Here is a 17,788-nt window from a genome sequence, read left to right on the forward strand (position 1 = left end):
TGGCCGCTCCAAAGCCGGGTATGTATCACGTCGTGATCGGCGTCGACGATAACGAAGAGCGGGCAGTCGCGTGTGCGCAAGCCGTCGCCGACCTTCCGGGTGCTGGATCGGGCGCCAAGGTCACCATCATTCACAGTTTCACCGACAACCCGAGCGGTGCCTCGGCCTCCCAGATCGGCTCCGTCCGCGAGGCGATGGAGTATCTCGAAACGCAGGGCATCGAGGTGACGGTGACGGAATCTAGCGGCGACCCTGCCGAACAGATCGTCGACGTTGCCGAAAGCGAGGATGCGAATCTGATCGTCGTGGCCGGGCGAAAGCGGTCGCCGACGGGGAAGGCGCTGTTCGGAAGTGTCACGCAGTCGGTGATTCTGAACGCGAATCGGCCGGTGATGGTCGCCGGCGATACCGACGACTAGAACGCCTCGGCGAACGCGTCGGCGTAGGTCGGCGGCGACTCCCGGCCGGTCACGGTCGTCACGAGGTCACCCTTGCGAAAGCAACAGACCGTGGGCGCGGTGTCGACCCCGAAGGTACGCCGGAAGTCGGGGACGGACGGCCCATCCACGCCGGCGACGGCGACGCCCTCGGGTATCGCGTCGAGGAGCGCATCGAGGTCCGTCTTCAGCGCCTCACAGGGTGGACAGTCCCGACGCCACACGGTCACGACGGCCGTGGGGTTCTCGTCGAGAAATGCCCGCCACGCCCCGTCGTCGAGTTCCGTGAGGGCGTCGGGGACGGGCGACGCGGGCGTGATCTCGCCGACGAGTGTCGCCATGGTCAGGAGCGTCTCGTCGTCGACGTCGTCGTCGAGGACAGCCCGAAGCGAGAGGGTGTCGATCAACCCCTCGCGGGTCACGGCGCCGGCCTCGATCCGCTCGGCGGCCGTCGACTCGGGAATCGCAAACGTCTCCGCAACGGTACGGCGAAATCGGTCGGCGTCGGCGTCCGCGTAGGTGTCGTGGTAGACGCGTCGCGCCGACTCGAACGTCTCGGTCGTGACGAGTCCGTCGTCGCGTTCGTCGACGAGTCCGGCGGCAATGAGTCGATCCAGCGCGGATTCGAGCGCCGCCTCGGAGGGGCCAGCCATCTCAGACCCCCAGGTAGCGCTCGCGAGTCTCGTCGTCGTCCCGGAGTTCCGTGGCCGATCCGTCGAAGACGACGGCCCCTTGGTCGACGACGTACGCGCGGTCGGCAATCTTGATTGCGGCCGCGGCGTTCTGTTCGACCAGCAGGATCGTCACGCCCTGATCGCTGATGCGCTCGATGGCCGCCTCCACGTCCTCGACGATTTTCGGCGCAAGTCCCTCGTAGGGCTCATCGAGGAGGAGGAGGTCGGTGCTCTGTTTGAGCGCCCGCGCGATGGCGAGCATCTGCTGTTCCCCGCCCGAGAGCGTGCCAGCCTTCTGGGTCTTGCGCTCGCCGAGGCGGGGGAAATCCTCGTACACCTGTTCGGTGGACATCGACTGGCCGGTCGCAGTACGCGGACGCCGCCACGTGTTCGAGGTGTTGCGAGACACCTCCGCGATCCGGAGGTTCTCCTCGACGGTGAGGTTGGCGAACACCCGCCGCTCCTCGGGGACGAGTGAGATCCCCTGCATTGCCACGTCGTCGGCGGGGAGGCCGGTAATGTCATCGCCTTTGAACCGCACCGTCCCGTCCCGTACCTCGGGCGGTTTCGCGCCAGAGATCGACCGGAGCGTCGTCGTCTTGCCGGCGCCGTTGCGCCCGAGAAGCGCACAGACCTCGCCTTCCTCGACGGTCAGGGAGAGGTCTCGCAGGATGTGACTCTCGCCGTAGTAGGCGTCCACGGCGTCGACATCGAGAAGGCTCACAGCTCCACCCCCCCGAGATACGCCTCCTGGACCGCCGCGTCGCCTTTGATCTCGTCGGGCGTCCCCTCGGCGATCACCTGACCGCGGTTGAGGACGACGATCCGATCCGAGATACGGAAGACAATCTCCATGTCGTGTTCGATGAGCACGAACGTGAGGCCGAGTTCGCGTTTGACCTCCTCGACGAGGTCGACCGTCGCCTCGGTCTCCTCGGGAGACATCCCGGCCGTAGGCTCGTCCATCAGCAGGAGGTCGGGTTCAGCGGCGAGTGCGATGCCGATTTCGAGGCGACGCTTGTCGCCGTAGGGGAGTTCCGACGCCTGACGGTCGGCCTGATCGAGTAAGCCGACGGCGTCGAGGGTGTCCCGTGCCACCTGGTGGACTCCAGTGAGACTGTCCCGGTGTTCGAGAAGCTTGAACCCGAACGAACCGTGTTCGGATGCCAGCGCGGCGATCTCGGCGTTCTCACGCACCGTGAGATCCGAGAAGATCGACGCGGTCTGGAACGACTTGCTGACGCCCATCTGGACGACCTCGTGGGGGTCGTGGCCGACGATGGACTCTCCTTTGAACCGGATGTCCCCAGAGGTGGGGTCGAGGCGGCGCGTGATGAGATTGACGAGCGTCGACTTCCCGGCGCCGTTCGGACCGATGATCGAGACGCGTTCACCCTCCTCGACGGAGAGGTTCACCTCGTCGGTGGCCACGAGACCCCCGAACTCCTTGACGAGGTTCTCGGTTTCGAGCAGCGCCATCAGTCCTCACCCCCGGTGACGTAATCGCGCACGTCGCGGAAGAACCCCCAGATTCCCCGGGGGAACACCCAGATGGTGACGACGAACACGAGACCGAGGATCAGATGCCAGAACGGGGCGACGAACTCGAAGGGGTGGCCGCCGCTGACAATGTTCTCGACGTAGAGATACACCCCGGCGCCGACGACGGGGCCGAACAGCGACCCCGTGCCGCCGAGAACGGTCATGATGACCACCTCGCCGCTCGTGGTCCAGTACAGCGACGAGAGCGGGACGTAGGTGCCGTGGATGACAAAGAGGCTCCCGGCCACGCCGGCGAAAAAGCCCGAGATGATGAACGACATCAGACGGTAGCGCCAGACGTTCAGGCCGACGAACTCCGCGCGCTGTTCGTTCTCGCGAATCGCCCGGAACACCATCCCGTACGGCGAGTGGAGGATGCGGTAGCCGAGCGCAACACAGAGAAGCGCGATGACGGCCACGAAGGCGTACAGCCAGGTGCCCAAGAGTGTCTCAAGGACGAGAGGGAGTTCGGATTCGAGCGGGAAGAGCCCGAACAGTTCGGCCGTCTCGACGCCGGTGAAGCCGTTCTCGCCGCCGGTGATGAACGCGAGCGGCGAGGACGACATGTAGAACATCATCTGGGCGAACGCGAGAGTGAGGATGGCGAAGTAGATGCCCCCACGACGAAGCGACAGGAATCCGAGAAACCACGCGAGCAGGACAGCAAAGACCGTTCCGGCCAGCACCATCAGGATCGGTGAACCGGAGACGTGTTGGCTGAACACACCGGCGGCGTAGGCGGCACCGCCCCAGAAGGCCGCGTGTCCGAAGGAGAGCAGGCCGGTGTAACCGAGCAGGAGGTCGAAGCCGAGCGCGAAGATGCCCCAGATGAGGATCAGCGTCGCGAGGCTCTGGTACCCCTGTAGCAGGTCGCTCACGACGGGCATGCGAGAGAATACGAACGGGAACACCGCGAGCACGACGGCGGTGGCGGTCATCACGCGCAGTTCGTCGCCGCGGGGCATCCAGATGCCGACGGTATCGGCGAAACTGCTCCCCGTCTCGCCGTCGGCCGCGGCGGCAGGTTCGTCGCTCACGGCGCCACCTCCGCCTCACCGAGCAGGCCCTGTGGTCGCACGAGCAACACGATGGCGGCGATGGCGTAGAGACCGACCTGTGCCCACGCGGAGTAGGTCGCCACGAGGACGGCCTGTGTGACGCCAAAGAGGACGCCGCCGAGGACGGCGCCGGCGATGGACCCCACGCCGCCGATGACGACGGTCAGGAACGCGGGTACGAGAATCTCGTTGCCGATGGTCGGGTTGACGGGATTGAGCGGTCCGCCGACGACGCCGGCGACGCCGGCGAGGGCGGCACCGATCCCGAAGACGACGATGTACGGCCGGCTCAGGCGAATGCCGAGGAGTTCGACCATCTCGGGGTCACGGGTGCCCGCACGGACGACCAGCCCGAAGTCGGTGAACTCGACTAGCAGGTAGACGATCAACACCAGCACCGCGGTGATCCCGATGACGTAGTAGCGCCACGACGAGATGGGAATCGCCGCAAGAAACGGGACCTGCGGCGGACCCTGTGCCCACGAGGGCTGGCTGAACGGGAGGCTACTCGACCCGAAGAACGCGCGGAACAGTTCCTGTACGATGATCGCCAGCCCGAAGGTAACGAGAATCTGGTCCGTGTCGGGGCGATTCTTGAACGGTTCGACGACCCAGCGTTCCATCGCGAGGCCGACGACGAACACCACGAAGGGGACGATCAAGAGCGCGGGGATGTACCCCAGGCCGAGTCCCAGTTGACCGAAGCCCCAGGCCTGTAACTGGCCGCTCGTCAGGTTGACTTCGAGGGCGATCAGCAGGCCGGCGTAGGTTCCGATCAGGTACAGCGCCCCGTGGGCGAAGTTGACGAACTTTAGCGTGCCCAGGATGATCGATAGGCCGACTGCAAGCAGGATGTAGATGGCACCCTGCTGGAGGCCGTTGAGGAGGACGGTGATCGCCTCGATGTGAAAACTCATCGTCTCACCCCACCGGACGCGACGCGGCCGGTAGATCTGCGAGGTGTGGTTAGTAGTGTCATGTCTATGTTTAGCTTGATCATAATTGACTATAGTCTTGTGCTACGGGAAAGGGAGACGGGGCGGCGTTACTCGTCGCCGTACTCGCCGAGTTCACACTCGCCGGCGGGGCCGGCGTCGCAGGCGTACCCGAGTTCGTCGCGGCCGGTGACGTTGATGATCTCGAAGTACTGCCCCTCTGCCTGTTCGGACTCGGGAAGTCCCCGGACGACCGGCACGTCGCGCTGTGCCTGGTGGTCACAGCCGCGCATCGTCTCGGGACCCATCCCGACGTTGTCGTACTCGTAATCTTCGAGTTGCCGGATGACCTCGGGCGGGTAGAACGTCCCAGCGCGCTCGGCGGCCGCGGCGTACTGGAGCGTCTGGCCGTATGCGAGCTGGGCCGGTCCCGAGGGGATGCGGTCGTACTCGTCCTGGAAGGCCTGGAGGAACTCCTGGGACGGCGTGTTGTCGATCTGGGAGTCCCAGGCCACCGTGCCGAAGACACCCTCGATGGCCGCCCCGGCGGCCTCCGCCATCGGGCGGTTGTACAGCGGGACGACGAGTTCCATGTCCTCGTCGAGGCCGGCGTCGACGGCTTGACTCACCGACGTTGCACCGTCGAGCCCGTAGTGGTCCAGGAGAAGCACGTCGGCGCCGGAGTTCGCTGCCTCGGAGAGATACGAGGAGTAGTCGCTCGTGCCGAGTGGCGTGGCGACGGAGTCGACCTCCTCCCAGCCCGCCTCGGTCAGGAACTGGTTCATCGACTCCTGGACGGTCTGTCCCCAACTGTAGTCGGCGTAGAGCTGGTAGAACTGCAGGTCGTCCCCGTACTCGTCGGTGAGGACCGGTGCCAGCGCCTGCCCCGTCATGTACGCGTTGAACATCTCACGGAAGCCGTAGCGCACACAGTTCTGGCCCGTGGTGTCGTTGGAGTGGGTCAGACACGCCATGAAGGGCGTGTTCTCCCGCTGACACAGCTCCTGGACCGCGATGGCAACCGCCGACGACGACCCGCCGGTCACCATGATGACCTCGTCACGCTGGATCATCCGCGACGCCGACTGGCGCGCGGTGTCGGCGTCCGTCGCCGTGTCGCCGCTCACGGAGTCGATCTGATAGTCGAGCACGCCGTCGCCGGAGAGGTCGTCGAACTGGGAGTCGACCCAGCCGCCGCCGTTGTTGAGGTGATCGACCGCGAGTTCGTACGCCCGAAGCTCGTCTTCCCCCTCCGAGGCGTACGGCCCGGATTGGGGAACGTTGAACCCGAACGTCGCCGTATCACCCTCGATGGGGTAGTTGCCCAGTTCGGGATACTCCGACTCGCCGCCGCCTCCGCCGCCACCGCCGGAACAACCCGCCAGTCCCACGAGGCCAGCCGTCCCAGCCGCGCCAGCTGCCTTGATCACGTCGCGTCGATCTATTTGGCCGCCATTGGTACCCATACTCATTCGGCGGCCAGAATGTTAATAATAGTTTCTGTTCATGTATCGGATTAGTTAGGTGTGCCGGTGGTGAACCATGGCCCCGTGGTCGGAGCGGGCGTACTGTCTTGGCGACAGGTGTGGCGAGCCGTCGGTGGTCGGCCCCGAGCCGACGCCGCTCAGTCCGAGGACAGGTCGTCGGCGACGGCCGGCAGCCCCGTCACCTCGTGGTCGGGGCGGGCCCCGATTGCCTCCGGCGGGTCACGTCGGCGATTCACCCACGTCGTTGCCATGCCCGCGGTGCCGGCGCCGGCGATGTCCCAGGCGTTCGAGGAGACGAGCCGGCAGGTGTCGAGCGGCCGGTCGAGCGTCTCGGCGGCGTGTTCGTACACCGACGGGTCGGGCTTGAACGTCCGCACGCCGTGGGCACTGACGATTCCGTCGAGGTGAGAGCGAAGCCCCGCGTTCTCCGCCAGTCGTTCGAGCATGGCAGGGTTGCCGTTCGAGAGGACGACCACCTCGTGACCGGCCGCGGACAGGCGGTCGAGGGTCTCCGCGGCGCCGGCGAACGGCGTCAAGTGGTCGTACGCCTCGCGGATGCGCTCGCGGGTCGCCGCGTCCGGGTCGAGATCGAATTGGGCCAGCGCGTACTCCAGCGCGTGGCCGGTGATCTCCCAGAACGGCTCGTAGTCGTCCATCTGTGCGCTCTGGTAGGAGTACTGGAGCTGTTTGCGGCGCCACGTGTCGTCGACGGCCGCCACCAGTCGGTCGGCAACGTCGAGTTCGGCCCCCAGACGGGTGCGTACGCTGCTCGTATCACAGAGCGTGCCGTACATGTCGAAACAGATGCCGGTCATGCCCGTCCGTACGGCAGGGGGCGTCTTGATTCGTTCCCCGCCACCGCGACAATTTAAGGGGACCCCCGGTCCACATCACGTACATGGACATTCGTGAGGCACGGACGGAGGACATCGAAGGGATCAGAACCGTCGCACACCACTCGCTCGCCGCGTCGTACGGACACGCACTGGAGGACGACATCATCGCGCAGGCCGTCGAGCGGTGGTACGACGAGAAGACGCTCACCGACGACCTCGACGACCCGGACACCGAGTTCCTCGTCGCGGAGGCGGAGGCTCGACTCGTCGGATTCGCCCAAAGTTATGTCGTCGAGCGACGCGAGACCGTCGGCGAAATCGACTGGCTCCACGTCGAACCCGACAGCCGCGGGGTCGGGGTCGGCGACGGCCTACTGGAGACGCTCGAAGACCGACTCCTCGATCACGGCGTCACGCGCATCGAGGGGCGCGTACTGGCTGCCAACGAGGCCGGAACCGACTTCTACGAGAACGAGGACTTCGAGCGGATCGGCGAACGAACCGTCGAGATCGGCGGCGAACCGTTCGTCGAGATGCTCTACTCCAAGTTCCCGGAGACCGGCGGCCGACAGGTGCTCTCGGAGGCGGCAACTCTCCCGGACGGCCGGCAGGTGTACATCGCTCTCGACGAGAGCGTCCGCGGCGCCGACGGCCCGTTTTACTCCGTCTATCTCGACCGGGACCGCGCGGAGCGGTACGGCTACCTCTGTGGCAACTGCGATAGCTTCGCCGTCTCGATGGACACGATGGGCCGTGTCGTCTGTAACGACTGCGAGAACCGGCGCAAGCCGACCCGGTGGGACGCCAGCTACCTCTAGCGTCGATCACCCGGTTATATCACAAAGTATTATCAGGTCGGCCACACAGCCGTGGGTATGCGACGACCGACGCACACGGAGGAATTGCCGTGGTGAGCACGACGACGTTGCTCGGGCTGCTGACCGTCGTCTTGCTCGCCTTCGCGGCGTTTGGCGCGTGGTACGCCCGGGGGCGCATCGAAACCGTCGAGGATTACCTCACCGCGCGGAACTCGGCCGGCGGTGGGACGCTGACCGCGACCATCGTCGCGTCGAGCATGGGGGCGTGGATCCTGTTCAGTCCCGCGGAGGCCGGGGCGGCCTTCGGCGGGATCACCGCAGTCACCGGCTACGCCGCAGGGTCGGCGCTCGCACTCGCCGCCTTCGCCGTCGTCGGCCCTCGGATTCGGCGGCTCCTCCCTCGCGGCCACAGCCTCACCGAGTACGCCTACGCCCGCTACGGGACGGCGATGTACGCCTACGTGCTCGTCGTTAGCGTCGCCTACATGTTCGTCTTCCTCGCCGCGGAGTTCACCGGCATCGCGAGCGCACTCTCGCTGGTCGCGGGGGTGCCCGGCTGGCAGACGGCGACGGTCGTCGGCGTCACCGTCCTCGCGTACACCGGCTACGGCGGTCTCCGGGCCAGCATCGTCACCGACACCGTCCAGACGGTGCTCATCCTCCCGCTCCTGATGGTGAGTGTCGTCGTCACGGTGCTGGCACTCGGCGGCACCGACGCTGCCCACGCCGCCGTCGTCGACGCCGCGCCGGAACTCCTGACCGTCGGCTCGGCCACCGGCCTGGAGTTTGGCGCCTACGTCGTCATCGCCGTCGTCGGCGCGGAGATGCTAAACCAGGCGTGGTGGCAGCGAGTCTACGCCGCGAGCGACGAGGGGACGCTCCGTCGCGCCTTCCTCGTCGCCGCCGTAGCCGTCGTCCCGATGGTGCTCTTGGCGGGCGTGTTCGGCCCCGTTGCCGTCGGCCTCGGCCTCGTCGAGGCGCCGGGGGACGCCAGTATCTCCTTTTTCCTCGTCGTGACGGAGGTGCTCCCCGACGCCGCCGTGATCGTCGTGGCCGTCCTCGCCGTCCTGCTCGTGGTCTCTAGCGCCGACACGCTGTTTAACGCCATCGCGAGTGTCGTCACCGCGGACCTGCCGCGTCTCCTCGATATCTCCGGGGACCGCCTCACCGCGACCGCTCGCGGCGTGACCGTCGTCGTCGCCGCGGCCGCGACGGTCGTCGGCGCACAGGGATACTCCGTGCTCACGCTCTTTCTCCTCGCCGACCTGCTCGCGGCGGCAACCTTCATCCCGCTTTTGCATGGTCTCTTCTCCCCGCGGGCGACGTCCGCCGGCGCCCTGACGGCGAGCCTCGTCGCCCTTGTCGTCGGCCTAGCCGTCTTCCCACCCGCCCGCGGTGTCCTGCCGCTCGCGGGGCTTCCGGCGGCCTCGTACTTCCGGTCGTTTTTCGGCGCCGCCGCCGTCTCGACGGCCCTGACCGTCGCGGCTGCCCAAGTCGGTGACGAGCGGTTCGACCTCGACCGCCTCGACCTGGCGATCCGGCGCCTCGACGACGAGGCGGCCGACGACTCGGGGGGTGAGGGGCGGTGACCATCTCCGCGCTCGGCTTCGCGGTCCTGATCTGGGGGTCGCTGGCGCTGGTCGCCGGCGTCTTTCTGTACGAACTGGCAGCGGTCTGGCGGGAGTACCGCCGGGCGTAACGCGCGGCAGCCGGCCGTCGCCGACGACGGTCGGTGGTCCGCGGATAGACCGGAGAGTGCCTCAGTCGCTGCTGATCTTGCCCTGGATGTCTTCGACGATGTCGGGGTTGCGCAGCGTCGAGGTGTCGCCCAACTCCGCTTCGTTGGCGATGTCCTCGAGGAGACGGCGCATGATCTTCCCCGAGCGGGTCTTGGGCAGGTCCGGCGAGAAGACCACGCGCTCGGGACGGGCGATAGGACCGATGGCGTCCTCGACACCCTGGATGATTCGGTCACGGAGGTCGTCGTTCTCCTCGTATCCGTCCTCGGTGATGACGTAGGCGTAGACGGCCTCGCCTTTCACGTCGTGCTCACCGCCGACGACCGCCGCCTCGGCGACGCCTTCGACGCCGACGATGGCGGATTCGATCTCCATGGTCCCGAGGCGGTGGCCCGAAACGTTGATCACGTCGTCGACGCGGCCGAGGACGGTGATGTAGCCGTCCTCGTCGAGTTTGGCGCCGTCCTCCGGGAAGTAGACCCAATCCTCGGGGTCCGAGCTGTCGGTGTCGGAGTACTCCGCCCAGTACTCCTCGATGTAGCGCTCGTCGTTGTGATAGAGCGTCCGGAGCATGCCGGGCCACGGCTTCCGGACGGTGAGATAGCCGGCACGGCCGGGTTCGACCTCGTCACCGTTGGTGTCGACGACCTGCGCGTCGATGCCCGGGAGCGGCGGGCCGGCGGAGCCGGGTTTCATCGTCTTGGCGCCCGGCAGGGTCGTGACCATCATCCCGCCCGTCTCGGTCTGCCACCAGGTGTCCACGATGGGACAGTCCTCGCCGCCGATGTGCTTGTAATACCACTTCCAGGCTCGCGGGTTGATCGGCTCGCCGACGGTCCCCAGCAGTCGGAGACTGGAGAGGTCGTTGCGCTCGGGGTACTCCGCACCCCACTTCATGAACGCGCGGATGGCGGTCGGCGCGGTGTAGAGTTGGGTCGCCTCGTACTCCTCGACGATCTCCCAGAGGCGGTCCCGGTCGGGGTGGTCGGGCGTGCCCTCGTACATCATCGTCGTCGTGCCGAGGGCGAGCGGCCCGTAGACGATGTAGGAGTGGCCGGTGATCCAGCCGATGTCGGCCGAGCAGAAGTACGTGTCCTCGGGCTTGACGTCGAGTACCGCCTGGCTGGTCCAGGCCGTCCACGCGAGGTAGCCGCCGGTGGTGTGTTTGACCCCCTTCGGCTGGCCCGTCGTCCCCGAGGTGTACATCAGGAACAGCATATCCTCGGCGTCACGCTGGACGGGGTCGACGGTCGCCCCCTCGTGTTCGGCGACGAGGTCGGCATAGGTGTGCTGGTTGTCCGCCAGGTCGTGACCGAAGCCGTCGCCGTCACGGAGGCGTTCGGCCACGATCACGTCCTCGACGTCGTGTTCGACGCCTGCGAGTCCATCGTTGGCCTTCGAGAGGTGATCGAGCGGGTCGCCGCGGCGGTAGTACCCGTCGCAGGTGACCAGATACTCCGAGTCGGCGGCGTTCATCCGGGTGGCCAGCGCGTCCGCCGAGAAGCCCGCAAACACCACGCTGTGGGGCGCGCCGATCCGCGCACACGCCAGCATGGCGATGGGGAGTTCGGGGATCATCGGCATGTACATCGTCACGACGTCGTCCTCGCCGACGCCGAGGTCACGCAGCGCCGCCGCCGCCTCGTTGACCTCGCGGTGCAGTTCCGCGTACGTGAACGTCCGGTCGTCCTCGTCGACGGGTTCGCCCACCCACTCGATGGCCGGTTCGTCGCCCCGCTCGTCGAGGTGCCGGTCGAGACAGTTGGCCGACGCGTTCAGCGTGCCGTCGGTGAACCACTCGTAGAAGGGTGGGTTCGAGTCGTCGAGTACCTGATCGTACGGCTCGTCCCAGTCGAGGAGGTCGGCCGCCGCCTCCCAGCAGTCGGGCCAGTTCTCCTCGAACTCCTCGTAGATGGCTGGGTCCGACACGTTCGCCTGTTCGACGAACGAATCGGACGGCTCGAACCTGGTCTGTTCTTCGAGCCTCGCCTCCAGTTCGATGTCGTCCTCGGACATATGTCAAGATAGAATTTCCAATCATTCGTGATAAATTTACGCCATGGCGTCCGGTGATGCCCCGACTCGCCGGCTACTGGGCCGGTAGGAAGTTCGAAACAGCGCAGATTGGCCGCCGTACGGCCGGTATTGCGGGAACCCGAACTATTCAGAAGGCTTTTGACCGATCCGGCGATACGTCCCACATAACATGCCTGCGGACTTCAACTGGGCAATCGGTGGAGAAGCCGGCGACGGCATCAACTCTACCGGGAAAATCTTCGCCCAGGCGCTTTCGAGGGCCGGTCGGCACGTGTTCACCTCCAAGGACTTCGCGTCTCGCATTCGGGGCGGGTACACGGCGTACAAGGTCCGCACGTCGGTAGATCAGGTACAGAGCGTCGTCGACCGCCTCGATGTGCTCATCGCACTCACGCAACGGACAATCGACGAGAACATCGACGAACTCCACGAGGGCAGCGTCATCATCTACGACGGGGACCGAACGACGATGGAGGGTGTCGAGATTCCCGACGAGATGATCGGCTTGGACGTCCCGTTGCAGGCGCTCGCCGAGGAGGCCGGCGGCGCCATCATGCGGAACGTCGTTGCGCTCGGGGCCGCGTGTGCGGTGGGCGAATTCCCCATCGCGAACCTCGACAGCGCCCTCGAAAAGCGGTTCGGCGACAAGGGGGCCGCCATCGTCGAGAACAACAAGAACGCCGCCCGAAAGGGGAAAGAGTACGTCCACGACAACTACGACGAGGAGTTCGGATTCGAACTGGAGTGTACCGACGAGAACTACGTCCTTCTGAACGGGGACGAGGCCATCGGGATGGGCGCTATCGCCGCTGGCTGTCGATTCTACGCCGGCTACCCCATCACACCCGCGACGGACGTGATGGAGTACCTCACGGGACGGATCGAACAGTACGGCGGCCACGTCGTCCAGGCCGAGGACGAACTCTCGGCGATCAACATGGCGCTCGGTGCCGCCCGCGCCGGCGCCCGGTCGATGACCGCCACCTCCGGTCCCGGAATCGACCTCATGGCCGAGACGTTCGGTCTGGTCGCCACCAGCGAGACGCCGCTGGTCATCTGTAACGTGATGCGCTCGGGACCCTCGACCGGGATGCCCACCAAACAGGAGCAGGGCGACCTGAACGCGATGCTCTACGGCGGGCACGGCGAGGTGCCGCGGTTCGTCCTCGCGCCAACGACCGTCGCCGAGTGCTTCCACAAGACCGTCGAGGCGTTCAACCTCGCGGAGAAGTACCAACTACCCGTCTACCTGACCGCCGACCTCTCGCTTGCGGTCACCGAACAGACCTACCCGCCCGAGGAGTTCGACATGGACGCCGTCGACATCGAGCGTGGCAAGGTCGTCGACGAGGAGACGGTTGGCGAGTGGCAGGACGAGTCGGGGCGGTTCAAGCCCCACGCCCTCACCGACGACGGGATCAGCCCCCGTGCGTTCCCGGGGACCGAGGGTGGTGTCCACATGTCCACCGGCCTCGAACACGACGAACTCGGGCGCCGAACCGAGGAAACCGACATGCGCGTCCAGCAGGTCGACAAGCGGACCCGAAAAGTCCAGACGGCCAGAGAGCGCGAACCGTTCGAGCCACGCGAGTTCGGCGACGCCGACGCGGACACACTCGTCGTCTCGTGGGGGTCGAACGAGGGGGCGCTGATCGAGGCAAAGTCCTTCCTCGACGAGGAGGGAATCGACGCCCGCTATCTCTCGGTGCCCTACATCTTCCCGCGGCCGGACCTGACCGAGGCCGTCGAGGCGGCCGAGGAGACCATCGTCGTCGAGTGTAACGCGACAGGACAGTTCGCGGATCTGGTCGAACACGACACGCTGACGCGGGTGACCCGCATCAACAAGTACGACGGCGTCCGCTTCAAGGCGGACGAACTCGCCGAGCGAATCGCGGACGTGCTGGCGACCGACGAGGGAGCCGAGGAGGCCACCGCATGAGTTCCAACGTTCGATTCACCGACTTCAAATCCGACGCACAGCCCACCTGGTGTCCCGGATGCGGCGACTTCGGGACCATGAACGGCATGATGAAGGCACTGGCCGAAACCGGCAACAGTCCCGACGAGACGTTCATCGTCGCCGGCATCGGCTGTTCCGGTAAGATCGGGACGTACATGCGATCCTACGCCATCCACGGCGTCCACGGCCGAGCGCTCCCGGTCGGCGCCGGCGCCAAACTCGCCAACCCCGACATCGAGGTGATGGTCGCGGGCGGCGACGGCGACGGCTACTCCATCGGCGCTGGGCACTTCATCCACGCCGTCCGCCGCAACGTCGACATGACCTACGTCGTCATGGACAACCGCATCTACGGACTCACCAAGGGGCAGGCCTCGCCGACCAGCCGCGAGGACTTCGAGACGTCGACGACCCCCGAGGGTCCCCAGCAACCCCCGGTTAATCCGCTTGCGCTCGCGCTCGCTGCCAGCGGCACCTTCATCGCCCAGTCGTTCTCGACGGACGCCCAGCGCCACGCGGAAATCGTCAAGCAGGCCGTCGAACACGACGGCTTCGGCTTCGTCAACGTGTTCTCACCCTGCGTGACGTTCAACGACGTGGACACGTACGACTACTTCCGGGATCACATCGTCGACCTCGACGATACCGATCACGATCCGACGAGCTACGAGGACGCTCGCTCGCGCATCCTCGATCCGGGCAAGGAGTACCAGGGCGTCTTCTACCGGGACGAGGACTCCGCGCCCTACGAGCGGAGCCACGGTGTCGACGCCGATATGTCAGACATCCCCGACGGCGCACCCGAGGACGCGATGGACCTCGTCCGCGAGTTCTACTGAGGCCGTCGGCGGTCGGCCGTTCTCGTCCCCGTTCAGCAAGACTGATTATGCTCTCGTGGTATCGAAAGATATGTCCGACCGTTTCGATGTGATCGTCGCCGGCGCGGGGCCCGCCGGGGCCCAGTGTGCGCGCGACCTTGCTCAGCGGGATTACGACGTTCTCGTCCTCGAAGCCGAATCCGAGGACGGCTTCCCCCGCCAGAGCAACAAGTCGACCGCCGGAACCTTCCCTTCGATGATGGCCTCCTTCGGCGTGCCCGACGAGGTGGTGATGAACTACACCGACGACGTGGTACTGGAGTCGCCGAACGATCACTACGTCCAGCATCAACCCGGCGCCGTTCTGGAGTTCGCGGCGTTCAAGCAGTGGCTGGTCCGGGAGGGCCGGTCGGAGGGGGCGACCTACCGGTTCGACGCCCGCGTGAACGGGCCGATCATGGAGGACGGCGACATCGCCGGCGTCCGGTACGCGGGTGACGCGGAGGCGTACGCCGACATCGTCGTCGACGCGACGGGACCGGCCGCACCGCTCGCCCGGGAACTCGGCGTGAGCGACCTGAAGCGGGAACAACAGGCTATCGGCATCGAGTGGGAGATGTCCGGTGTCGACGTCGACCACCCGGAGTATGCCGATCTGCGGGACACGATGATGCTCCGCCTCGACCACGAGTACGCGCCCGGCGGCTACTCCTGGATCTTCCACACCGGCGGCGACACCGCGAAGGTCGGCCTCTGTTACATCCAAAACGAGAGCCACGAACGGTACAGTCGCGACGGGGCGAACATCGACGACTACCTCACCCACTGGCTCGAAACGGACCCTCGTTTCGCCGACGCCGAACAGATCACCGAGAAACAGCAACACCGCGGCTCGGCCCACATCCAGATGCCCGGGCGCCTCTGTACGGACGGCTTCATGGCTATCGGCGACACGGTGCCGACCATCGACCCGCTCTGGGGCGAGGGGATCCACAAGGGGATGAAGTCGGGGCGGATGGCCGCCATCACCGCCGACCGGTGTTTCACCGAGGCCGATCCGGACACGTCCGCGGAGGCGATGTCCGTCTACAGCAAACTGTGGCACAGCGAGGTTGCCCCCCGGATGCGCGAGCGTCTGTTGATGACCGAACTCCTCTATCTCGCCCCCAACGACCGGTACGACACGCTGATGGACGACCTCCAGAGCGCCGACGACGGCACGCTGGCGAAGGCAAACGCGGGTAACGTCCGCGCGATGATGAAACTCATCCACCTCGGTGACCTGCCCCTGTTGGGCAGGTTTGGCCGCGAGCGACTGGCCGGGTAGCGTCGCGTGACGCGGGGAGAGACCCCGACCCGAAGCGCTCTCGTAATCGAAGACACGACGGACAGGGGGTACCGGCACGAACCGATCCTTCCACAACTCCTTTCGGCGTCTCGGCCCTCGATTCGGATATGTCTCAATCCAACAGCGACGTGCAGCGGTCGAGCGGGATGCCGGTTCTCGGACTCGGAACGTGGCAGAACACCACACCACAGGAGTGTGCGGACGCGGTGGCGACGGCCCTGGATATGGGCTACCGCCACATCGACACGGCACAGGCCTACGACAACGAGGAACACGTCGGCGACGGCATCGCGCAGGCGTCGGTCCCGCGCGAGGACGTGTTCCTGGCGACGAAGGTATGGATCGACAACCTCGCGCCCGAGGACGTTCGGGAGACGACCGAGCGGAGTCTGGAGAAACTCGGCGTCGACGCCGTCGACCTGCTCTACATCCACTGGCCGGCGCGGGCGTATGACCCCGCCGAGACCCTCGGGGCCTTCGACGACCTGTACGACGACGGCCTGATCGACCGAATCGGGATCAGCAACTTCGAACCCGAACAGGTGACCGAGGCCGTCGAGACGGCCGAAGCACCCATCTTCGCAAACCAGGTCGAGTGTCACCCGCTGCTCCCCCAAGAGGAACTGCGCGCCCACTGCGCTGACCTCGGGATCGAGGTAGTGGCCTACTCGCCGCTGGCCCGCGGTGAGGTGTTCGACGTGCCGGAGATTCAGGCCGTCGCCGAGAAACACGGCGTCAGCGAGGCGCAGGTGTCGCTCGCTTGGCTCCGCGAGAAGGGCGTGACCGCCATCCCGAAGGCGACCGGTGAGGAGCACGTCCGCGACAACTGGGCGTCGCGGACGCTCACTCTCGACGACGAGGACGTGGCGAAACTCGACGGCATCGACCGCCGGGAGCGGATGGTCGACCCCGACTTCGCCCCCTGGTAGGCACGGCCGCTACGAGCGGTCGGCCGTCTCGGCGTCGGCCTCGGCGTCCTCTTTTGGGTTGTCGGCGACGTTCGCGGCCACCCGGACGCCGGCCAGCGAGACGACGATGGCCGAGACGACAAAGAGAGCGAGCCGTTCGGTTGCCGGGACCCCGACCCCGAGAAGCTGAAGATTCCGGAGAACGCCCTCGCGTTCGAGAAAGTAGCCGGCGAACCCGCGGACGACGAGGCCGAGGGCGACGACGCCGAACGGGAGATTCAGATACGGACGTGGCACGCGATCCGAGTCGATGAGTTCGTCGAGGAGACGACCGGCGCTGGCCGTAAGCGCCGCCAGCGCCAGCCACGGAATGGCGCTGTACGCGAACTGCATGACCGGAACGAGGACGCCCTCCGCAGTCGTCTCGACGGCGAGGACCCCGAGGAAGGCGCCGACGAGGGCGAGACCGCCGGCGACGGCGTAGGTGACGACCGACACCTGTCCGGAGTACAGCGCCTCTTGGATCCGGTCGGGAAGGCGCGCGACGTACGTATCGATGGCGAGGCCCTTGTACAGCACCGCGGCACCGAGCAGCGAGGCAAGCCCTGCGAACGCCACGGGGAGTGAGAACCGCACGAGCAACACCGGGAGGAGAAGCAGGCCGACCCCAAGCGGAACCAGCACGGTCGACCGGAGTTCCTCGTCGGCGAGAAACTGCTTGAGGAGGTAGTACGTAGATTCGATGTCGCGGGCCTGCCTGACGACGACCCGGTCGACGGAGTCGACGGGCAGGCGGCTCTCGACGATGGGAATCAGGCGTTCGTCGTCGGCGCTGTCGGTGACGATGATCGCCGAATCGGGGGCGTGGCGGTCGAGGAGTTCGTCGATCTGTGAAGCCACCGAGCGGTCGGCGCCAACCGTGGAGTCACCGGACCCTGAGACGACAGCGACCACAGCCTCCTCGTCGTCGTTCCGGAGGTCGCGGGTGACACGGAGCGCCTCCAGGAGACAGTTGACCGTCGAGTCCTCGGGGTCGGCGAGACCGACCTCCGTCACCAGCGCCTGCATCGCGTCCCACCCGTCGACGGGCATCGACACGCCAACCGTCCGCCCGATGTCGTCGGCGCGGTCGACACACAGGACGAGTGTCGTCACGCTCGTGAGAACTATCCACGGGGATAAATATCT

At 66.3% G+C, this 17,788-nt stretch carries 16 protein-coding genes; 7 read left to right on the forward strand and 9 right to left on the reverse strand.

The features are described 5' to 3' along the window. Window positions 1–20 precede the first annotated feature (20 nt). Window positions 21–419 (forward strand): universal stress protein, encoded by a 399-nt coding sequence (locus NO878_RS05655; protein WP_256404989.1) that lies wholly within the window; start codon window positions 21–23, stop codon window positions 417–419. On the opposite strand, the gene NO878_RS05660 is transcribed toward NO878_RS05655, so the two are convergent. From NO878_RS05660 to NO878_RS05690, 7 genes are all read right to left on the reverse strand, one after another. Further along, on the reverse strand, window positions 416–1,090 hold the full coding sequence (locus NO878_RS05660) for a thioredoxin family protein (RefSeq protein ID WP_256404990.1): 675 nt from the start codon (window positions 1,088–1,090) through the stop codon (window positions 416–418). The two genes, NO878_RS05655 and NO878_RS05660, sit on opposite strands and share 4 nt — an antisense overlap. Window position 1,091: 1 nt before the next feature. Next, on the reverse strand, window positions 1,092–1,835 hold the full coding sequence (locus NO878_RS05665) for an ABC transporter ATP-binding protein (RefSeq protein ID WP_256404992.1): 744 nt from the start codon (window positions 1,833–1,835) through the stop codon (window positions 1,092–1,094). Further along, window positions 1,832–2,590 carry an ABC transporter ATP-binding protein gene (locus tag NO878_RS05670; protein ID WP_256404993.1) on the reverse strand — a complete coding sequence of 253 codons (759 nt, stop codon included), beginning with the start codon at window positions 2,588–2,590 and terminating at the stop codon, window positions 1,832–1,834. Before NO878_RS05670 ends, NO878_RS05665 begins: the two co-directional genes overlap by 4 nt. After that, window positions 2,590–3,690, reverse strand: a complete 1,101-nt coding sequence (locus NO878_RS05675) for a branched-chain amino acid ABC transporter permease (protein WP_256404994.1) — start codon at window positions 3,688–3,690, stop codon at window positions 2,590–2,592. Before NO878_RS05675 ends, NO878_RS05670 begins: the two co-directional genes overlap by 1 nt. Further along, the gene (locus tag NO878_RS05680; RefSeq protein WP_256404995.1) at window positions 3,687–4,628 is read right to left on the reverse strand and encodes a branched-chain amino acid ABC transporter permease; all 942 of its coding nucleotides are present in this window, start codon (window positions 4,626–4,628) and stop codon (window positions 3,687–3,689) included. The genes NO878_RS05675 and NO878_RS05680 overlap by 4 nt, the downstream gene beginning before the upstream one ends. 128 nt (window positions 4,629–4,756) lie before the next feature. Next, window positions 4,757–6,112, reverse strand: a complete 1,356-nt coding sequence (locus tag NO878_RS05685) for a substrate-binding protein (RefSeq protein WP_256404996.1) — start codon at window positions 6,110–6,112, stop codon at window positions 4,757–4,759. A gap of 158 nt (window positions 6,113–6,270) precedes the next feature. Then, complete coding sequence (locus NO878_RS05690) at window positions 6,271–6,948, reverse strand: haloacid dehalogenase type II (RefSeq protein ID WP_256404997.1); 678 nt, start codon at window positions 6,946–6,948, stop codon at window positions 6,271–6,273. A gap of 83 nt (window positions 6,949–7,031) precedes the next feature. Between NO878_RS05690 and NO878_RS05695 the strand changes: the two genes are divergently transcribed. Both NO878_RS05695 and NO878_RS05700 read left to right on the forward strand, forming a co-directional pair. Further along, window positions 7,032–7,787: a GNAT family N-acetyltransferase gene (locus tag NO878_RS05695; RefSeq protein WP_256404998.1), complete on the forward strand. Its 756-nt coding sequence runs from the start codon at window positions 7,032–7,034 to the stop codon at window positions 7,785–7,787. Between the two features lie 89 nt (window positions 7,788–7,876). Beyond that, window positions 7,877–9,376, forward strand: coding sequence for a sodium:solute symporter family transporter (locus tag NO878_RS05700; protein WP_379824014.1), 1,500 nt, complete (start codon window positions 7,877–7,879; stop codon window positions 9,374–9,376). Window positions 9,377–9,547: 171 nt separating this feature from the next. Here NO878_RS05700 and acs read toward each other — a convergent pair whose 3' ends face one another. Next, window positions 9,548–11,542, reverse strand: a complete 1,995-nt coding sequence (gene acs / locus NO878_RS05705; protein ID WP_256405000.1) for an acetate--CoA ligase — start codon at window positions 11,540–11,542, stop codon at window positions 9,548–9,550. Window positions 11,543–11,732: 190 nt separating this feature from the next. On the opposite strand from acs, the gene NO878_RS05710 reads away from it, so the two are divergent. From NO878_RS05710 to NO878_RS05725, 4 genes are all read left to right on the forward strand, one after another. Then, window positions 11,733–13,505 carry a 2-oxoacid:acceptor oxidoreductase subunit alpha gene (locus NO878_RS05710; RefSeq protein WP_256405001.1) on the forward strand — a complete coding sequence of 591 codons (1,773 nt, stop codon included), beginning with the start codon at window positions 11,733–11,735 and terminating at the stop codon, window positions 13,503–13,505. Then, entirely contained in the window at window positions 13,502–14,365 is an 864-nt protein-coding gene (locus NO878_RS05715; protein WP_256405002.1) for a 2-oxoacid:ferredoxin oxidoreductase subunit beta, read from the forward strand. The genes NO878_RS05710 and NO878_RS05715 overlap by 4 nt, the downstream gene beginning before the upstream one ends. Before the next feature lie 70 nt (window positions 14,366–14,435). Continuing rightward, a complete protein-coding gene (locus NO878_RS05720) occupies window positions 14,436–15,671 on the forward strand; it encodes a digeranylgeranylglycerophospholipid reductase (protein WP_256405003.1) in 1,236 nt (411 codons plus the stop codon). A 128-nt stretch (window positions 15,672–15,799) separates the two neighbouring features. Beyond that, window positions 15,800–16,621 (forward strand): aldo/keto reductase, encoded by an 822-nt coding sequence (locus NO878_RS05725; protein WP_379824018.1) that lies wholly within the window; start codon window positions 15,800–15,802, stop codon window positions 16,619–16,621. 9 nt (window positions 16,622–16,630) lie between these two features. On the opposite strand, the gene NO878_RS05730 is transcribed toward NO878_RS05725, so the two are convergent. Continuing rightward, window positions 16,631–17,755: a DUF373 family protein gene (locus NO878_RS05730; RefSeq protein WP_256405004.1), complete on the reverse strand. Its 1,125-nt coding sequence runs from the start codon at window positions 17,753–17,755 to the stop codon at window positions 16,631–16,633. Between the last annotated feature and the right edge of the window lie 33 nt (window positions 17,756–17,788).

Origin of the sequence: Haloplanus ruber (genome assembly GCF_024494725.1) — an archaeon.
Classification (GTDB): domain Archaea; phylum Halobacteriota; class Halobacteria; order Halobacteriales; family Haloferacaceae; genus Haloplanus; species Haloplanus ruber.

Bases quoted from the DNA above. Each gene is read 5' to 3' on its own strand.
- NO878_RS05655 (WP_256404989.1), top strand. From the start codon at position 21: ATGTATCACGTCGTGATCGGCGTCGACGATAACGAAGAGCGGGCAGTC.
- NO878_RS05660 (WP_256404990.1), bottom strand. From the start codon at position 1,090: ATGGCTGGCCCCTCCGAGGCGGCGCTCGAATCCGCGCTGGATCGACTC.
- NO878_RS05670 (WP_256404993.1), bottom strand. From the start codon at position 2,590: ATGGCGCTGCTCGAAACCGAGAACCTCGTCAAGGAGTTCGGGGGTCTC.
- NO878_RS05680 (WP_256404995.1), bottom strand. From the start codon at position 4,628: ATGAGTTTTCACATCGAGGCGATCACCGTCCTCCTCAACGGCCTCCAG.
- NO878_RS05685 (WP_256404996.1), bottom strand. From the start codon at position 6,112: ATGGGTACCAATGGCGGCCAAATAGATCGACGCGACGTGATCAAGGCA.
- NO878_RS05690 (WP_256404997.1), bottom strand. From the start codon at position 6,948: ATGACCGGCATCTGTTTCGACATGTACGGCACGCTCTGTGATACGAGC.
- NO878_RS05695 (WP_256404998.1), top strand. From the start codon at position 7,032: ATGGACATTCGTGAGGCACGGACGGAGGACATCGAAGGGATCAGAACC.
- acs (WP_256405000.1), bottom strand. From the start codon at position 11,542: ATGTCCGAGGACGACATCGAACTGGAGGCGAGGCTCGAAGAACAGACC.
- NO878_RS05710 (WP_256405001.1), top strand. From the start codon at position 11,733: ATGCCTGCGGACTTCAACTGGGCAATCGGTGGAGAAGCCGGCGACGGC.
- NO878_RS05715 (WP_256405002.1), top strand. From the start codon at position 13,502: ATGAGTTCCAACGTTCGATTCACCGACTTCAAATCCGACGCACAGCCC.
- NO878_RS05720 (WP_256405003.1), top strand. From the start codon at position 14,436: ATGTCCGACCGTTTCGATGTGATCGTCGCCGGCGCGGGGCCCGCCGGG.
- NO878_RS05725 (WP_379824018.1), top strand. From the start codon at position 15,800: ATGTCTCAATCCAACAGCGACGTGCAGCGGTCGAGCGGGATGCCGGTT.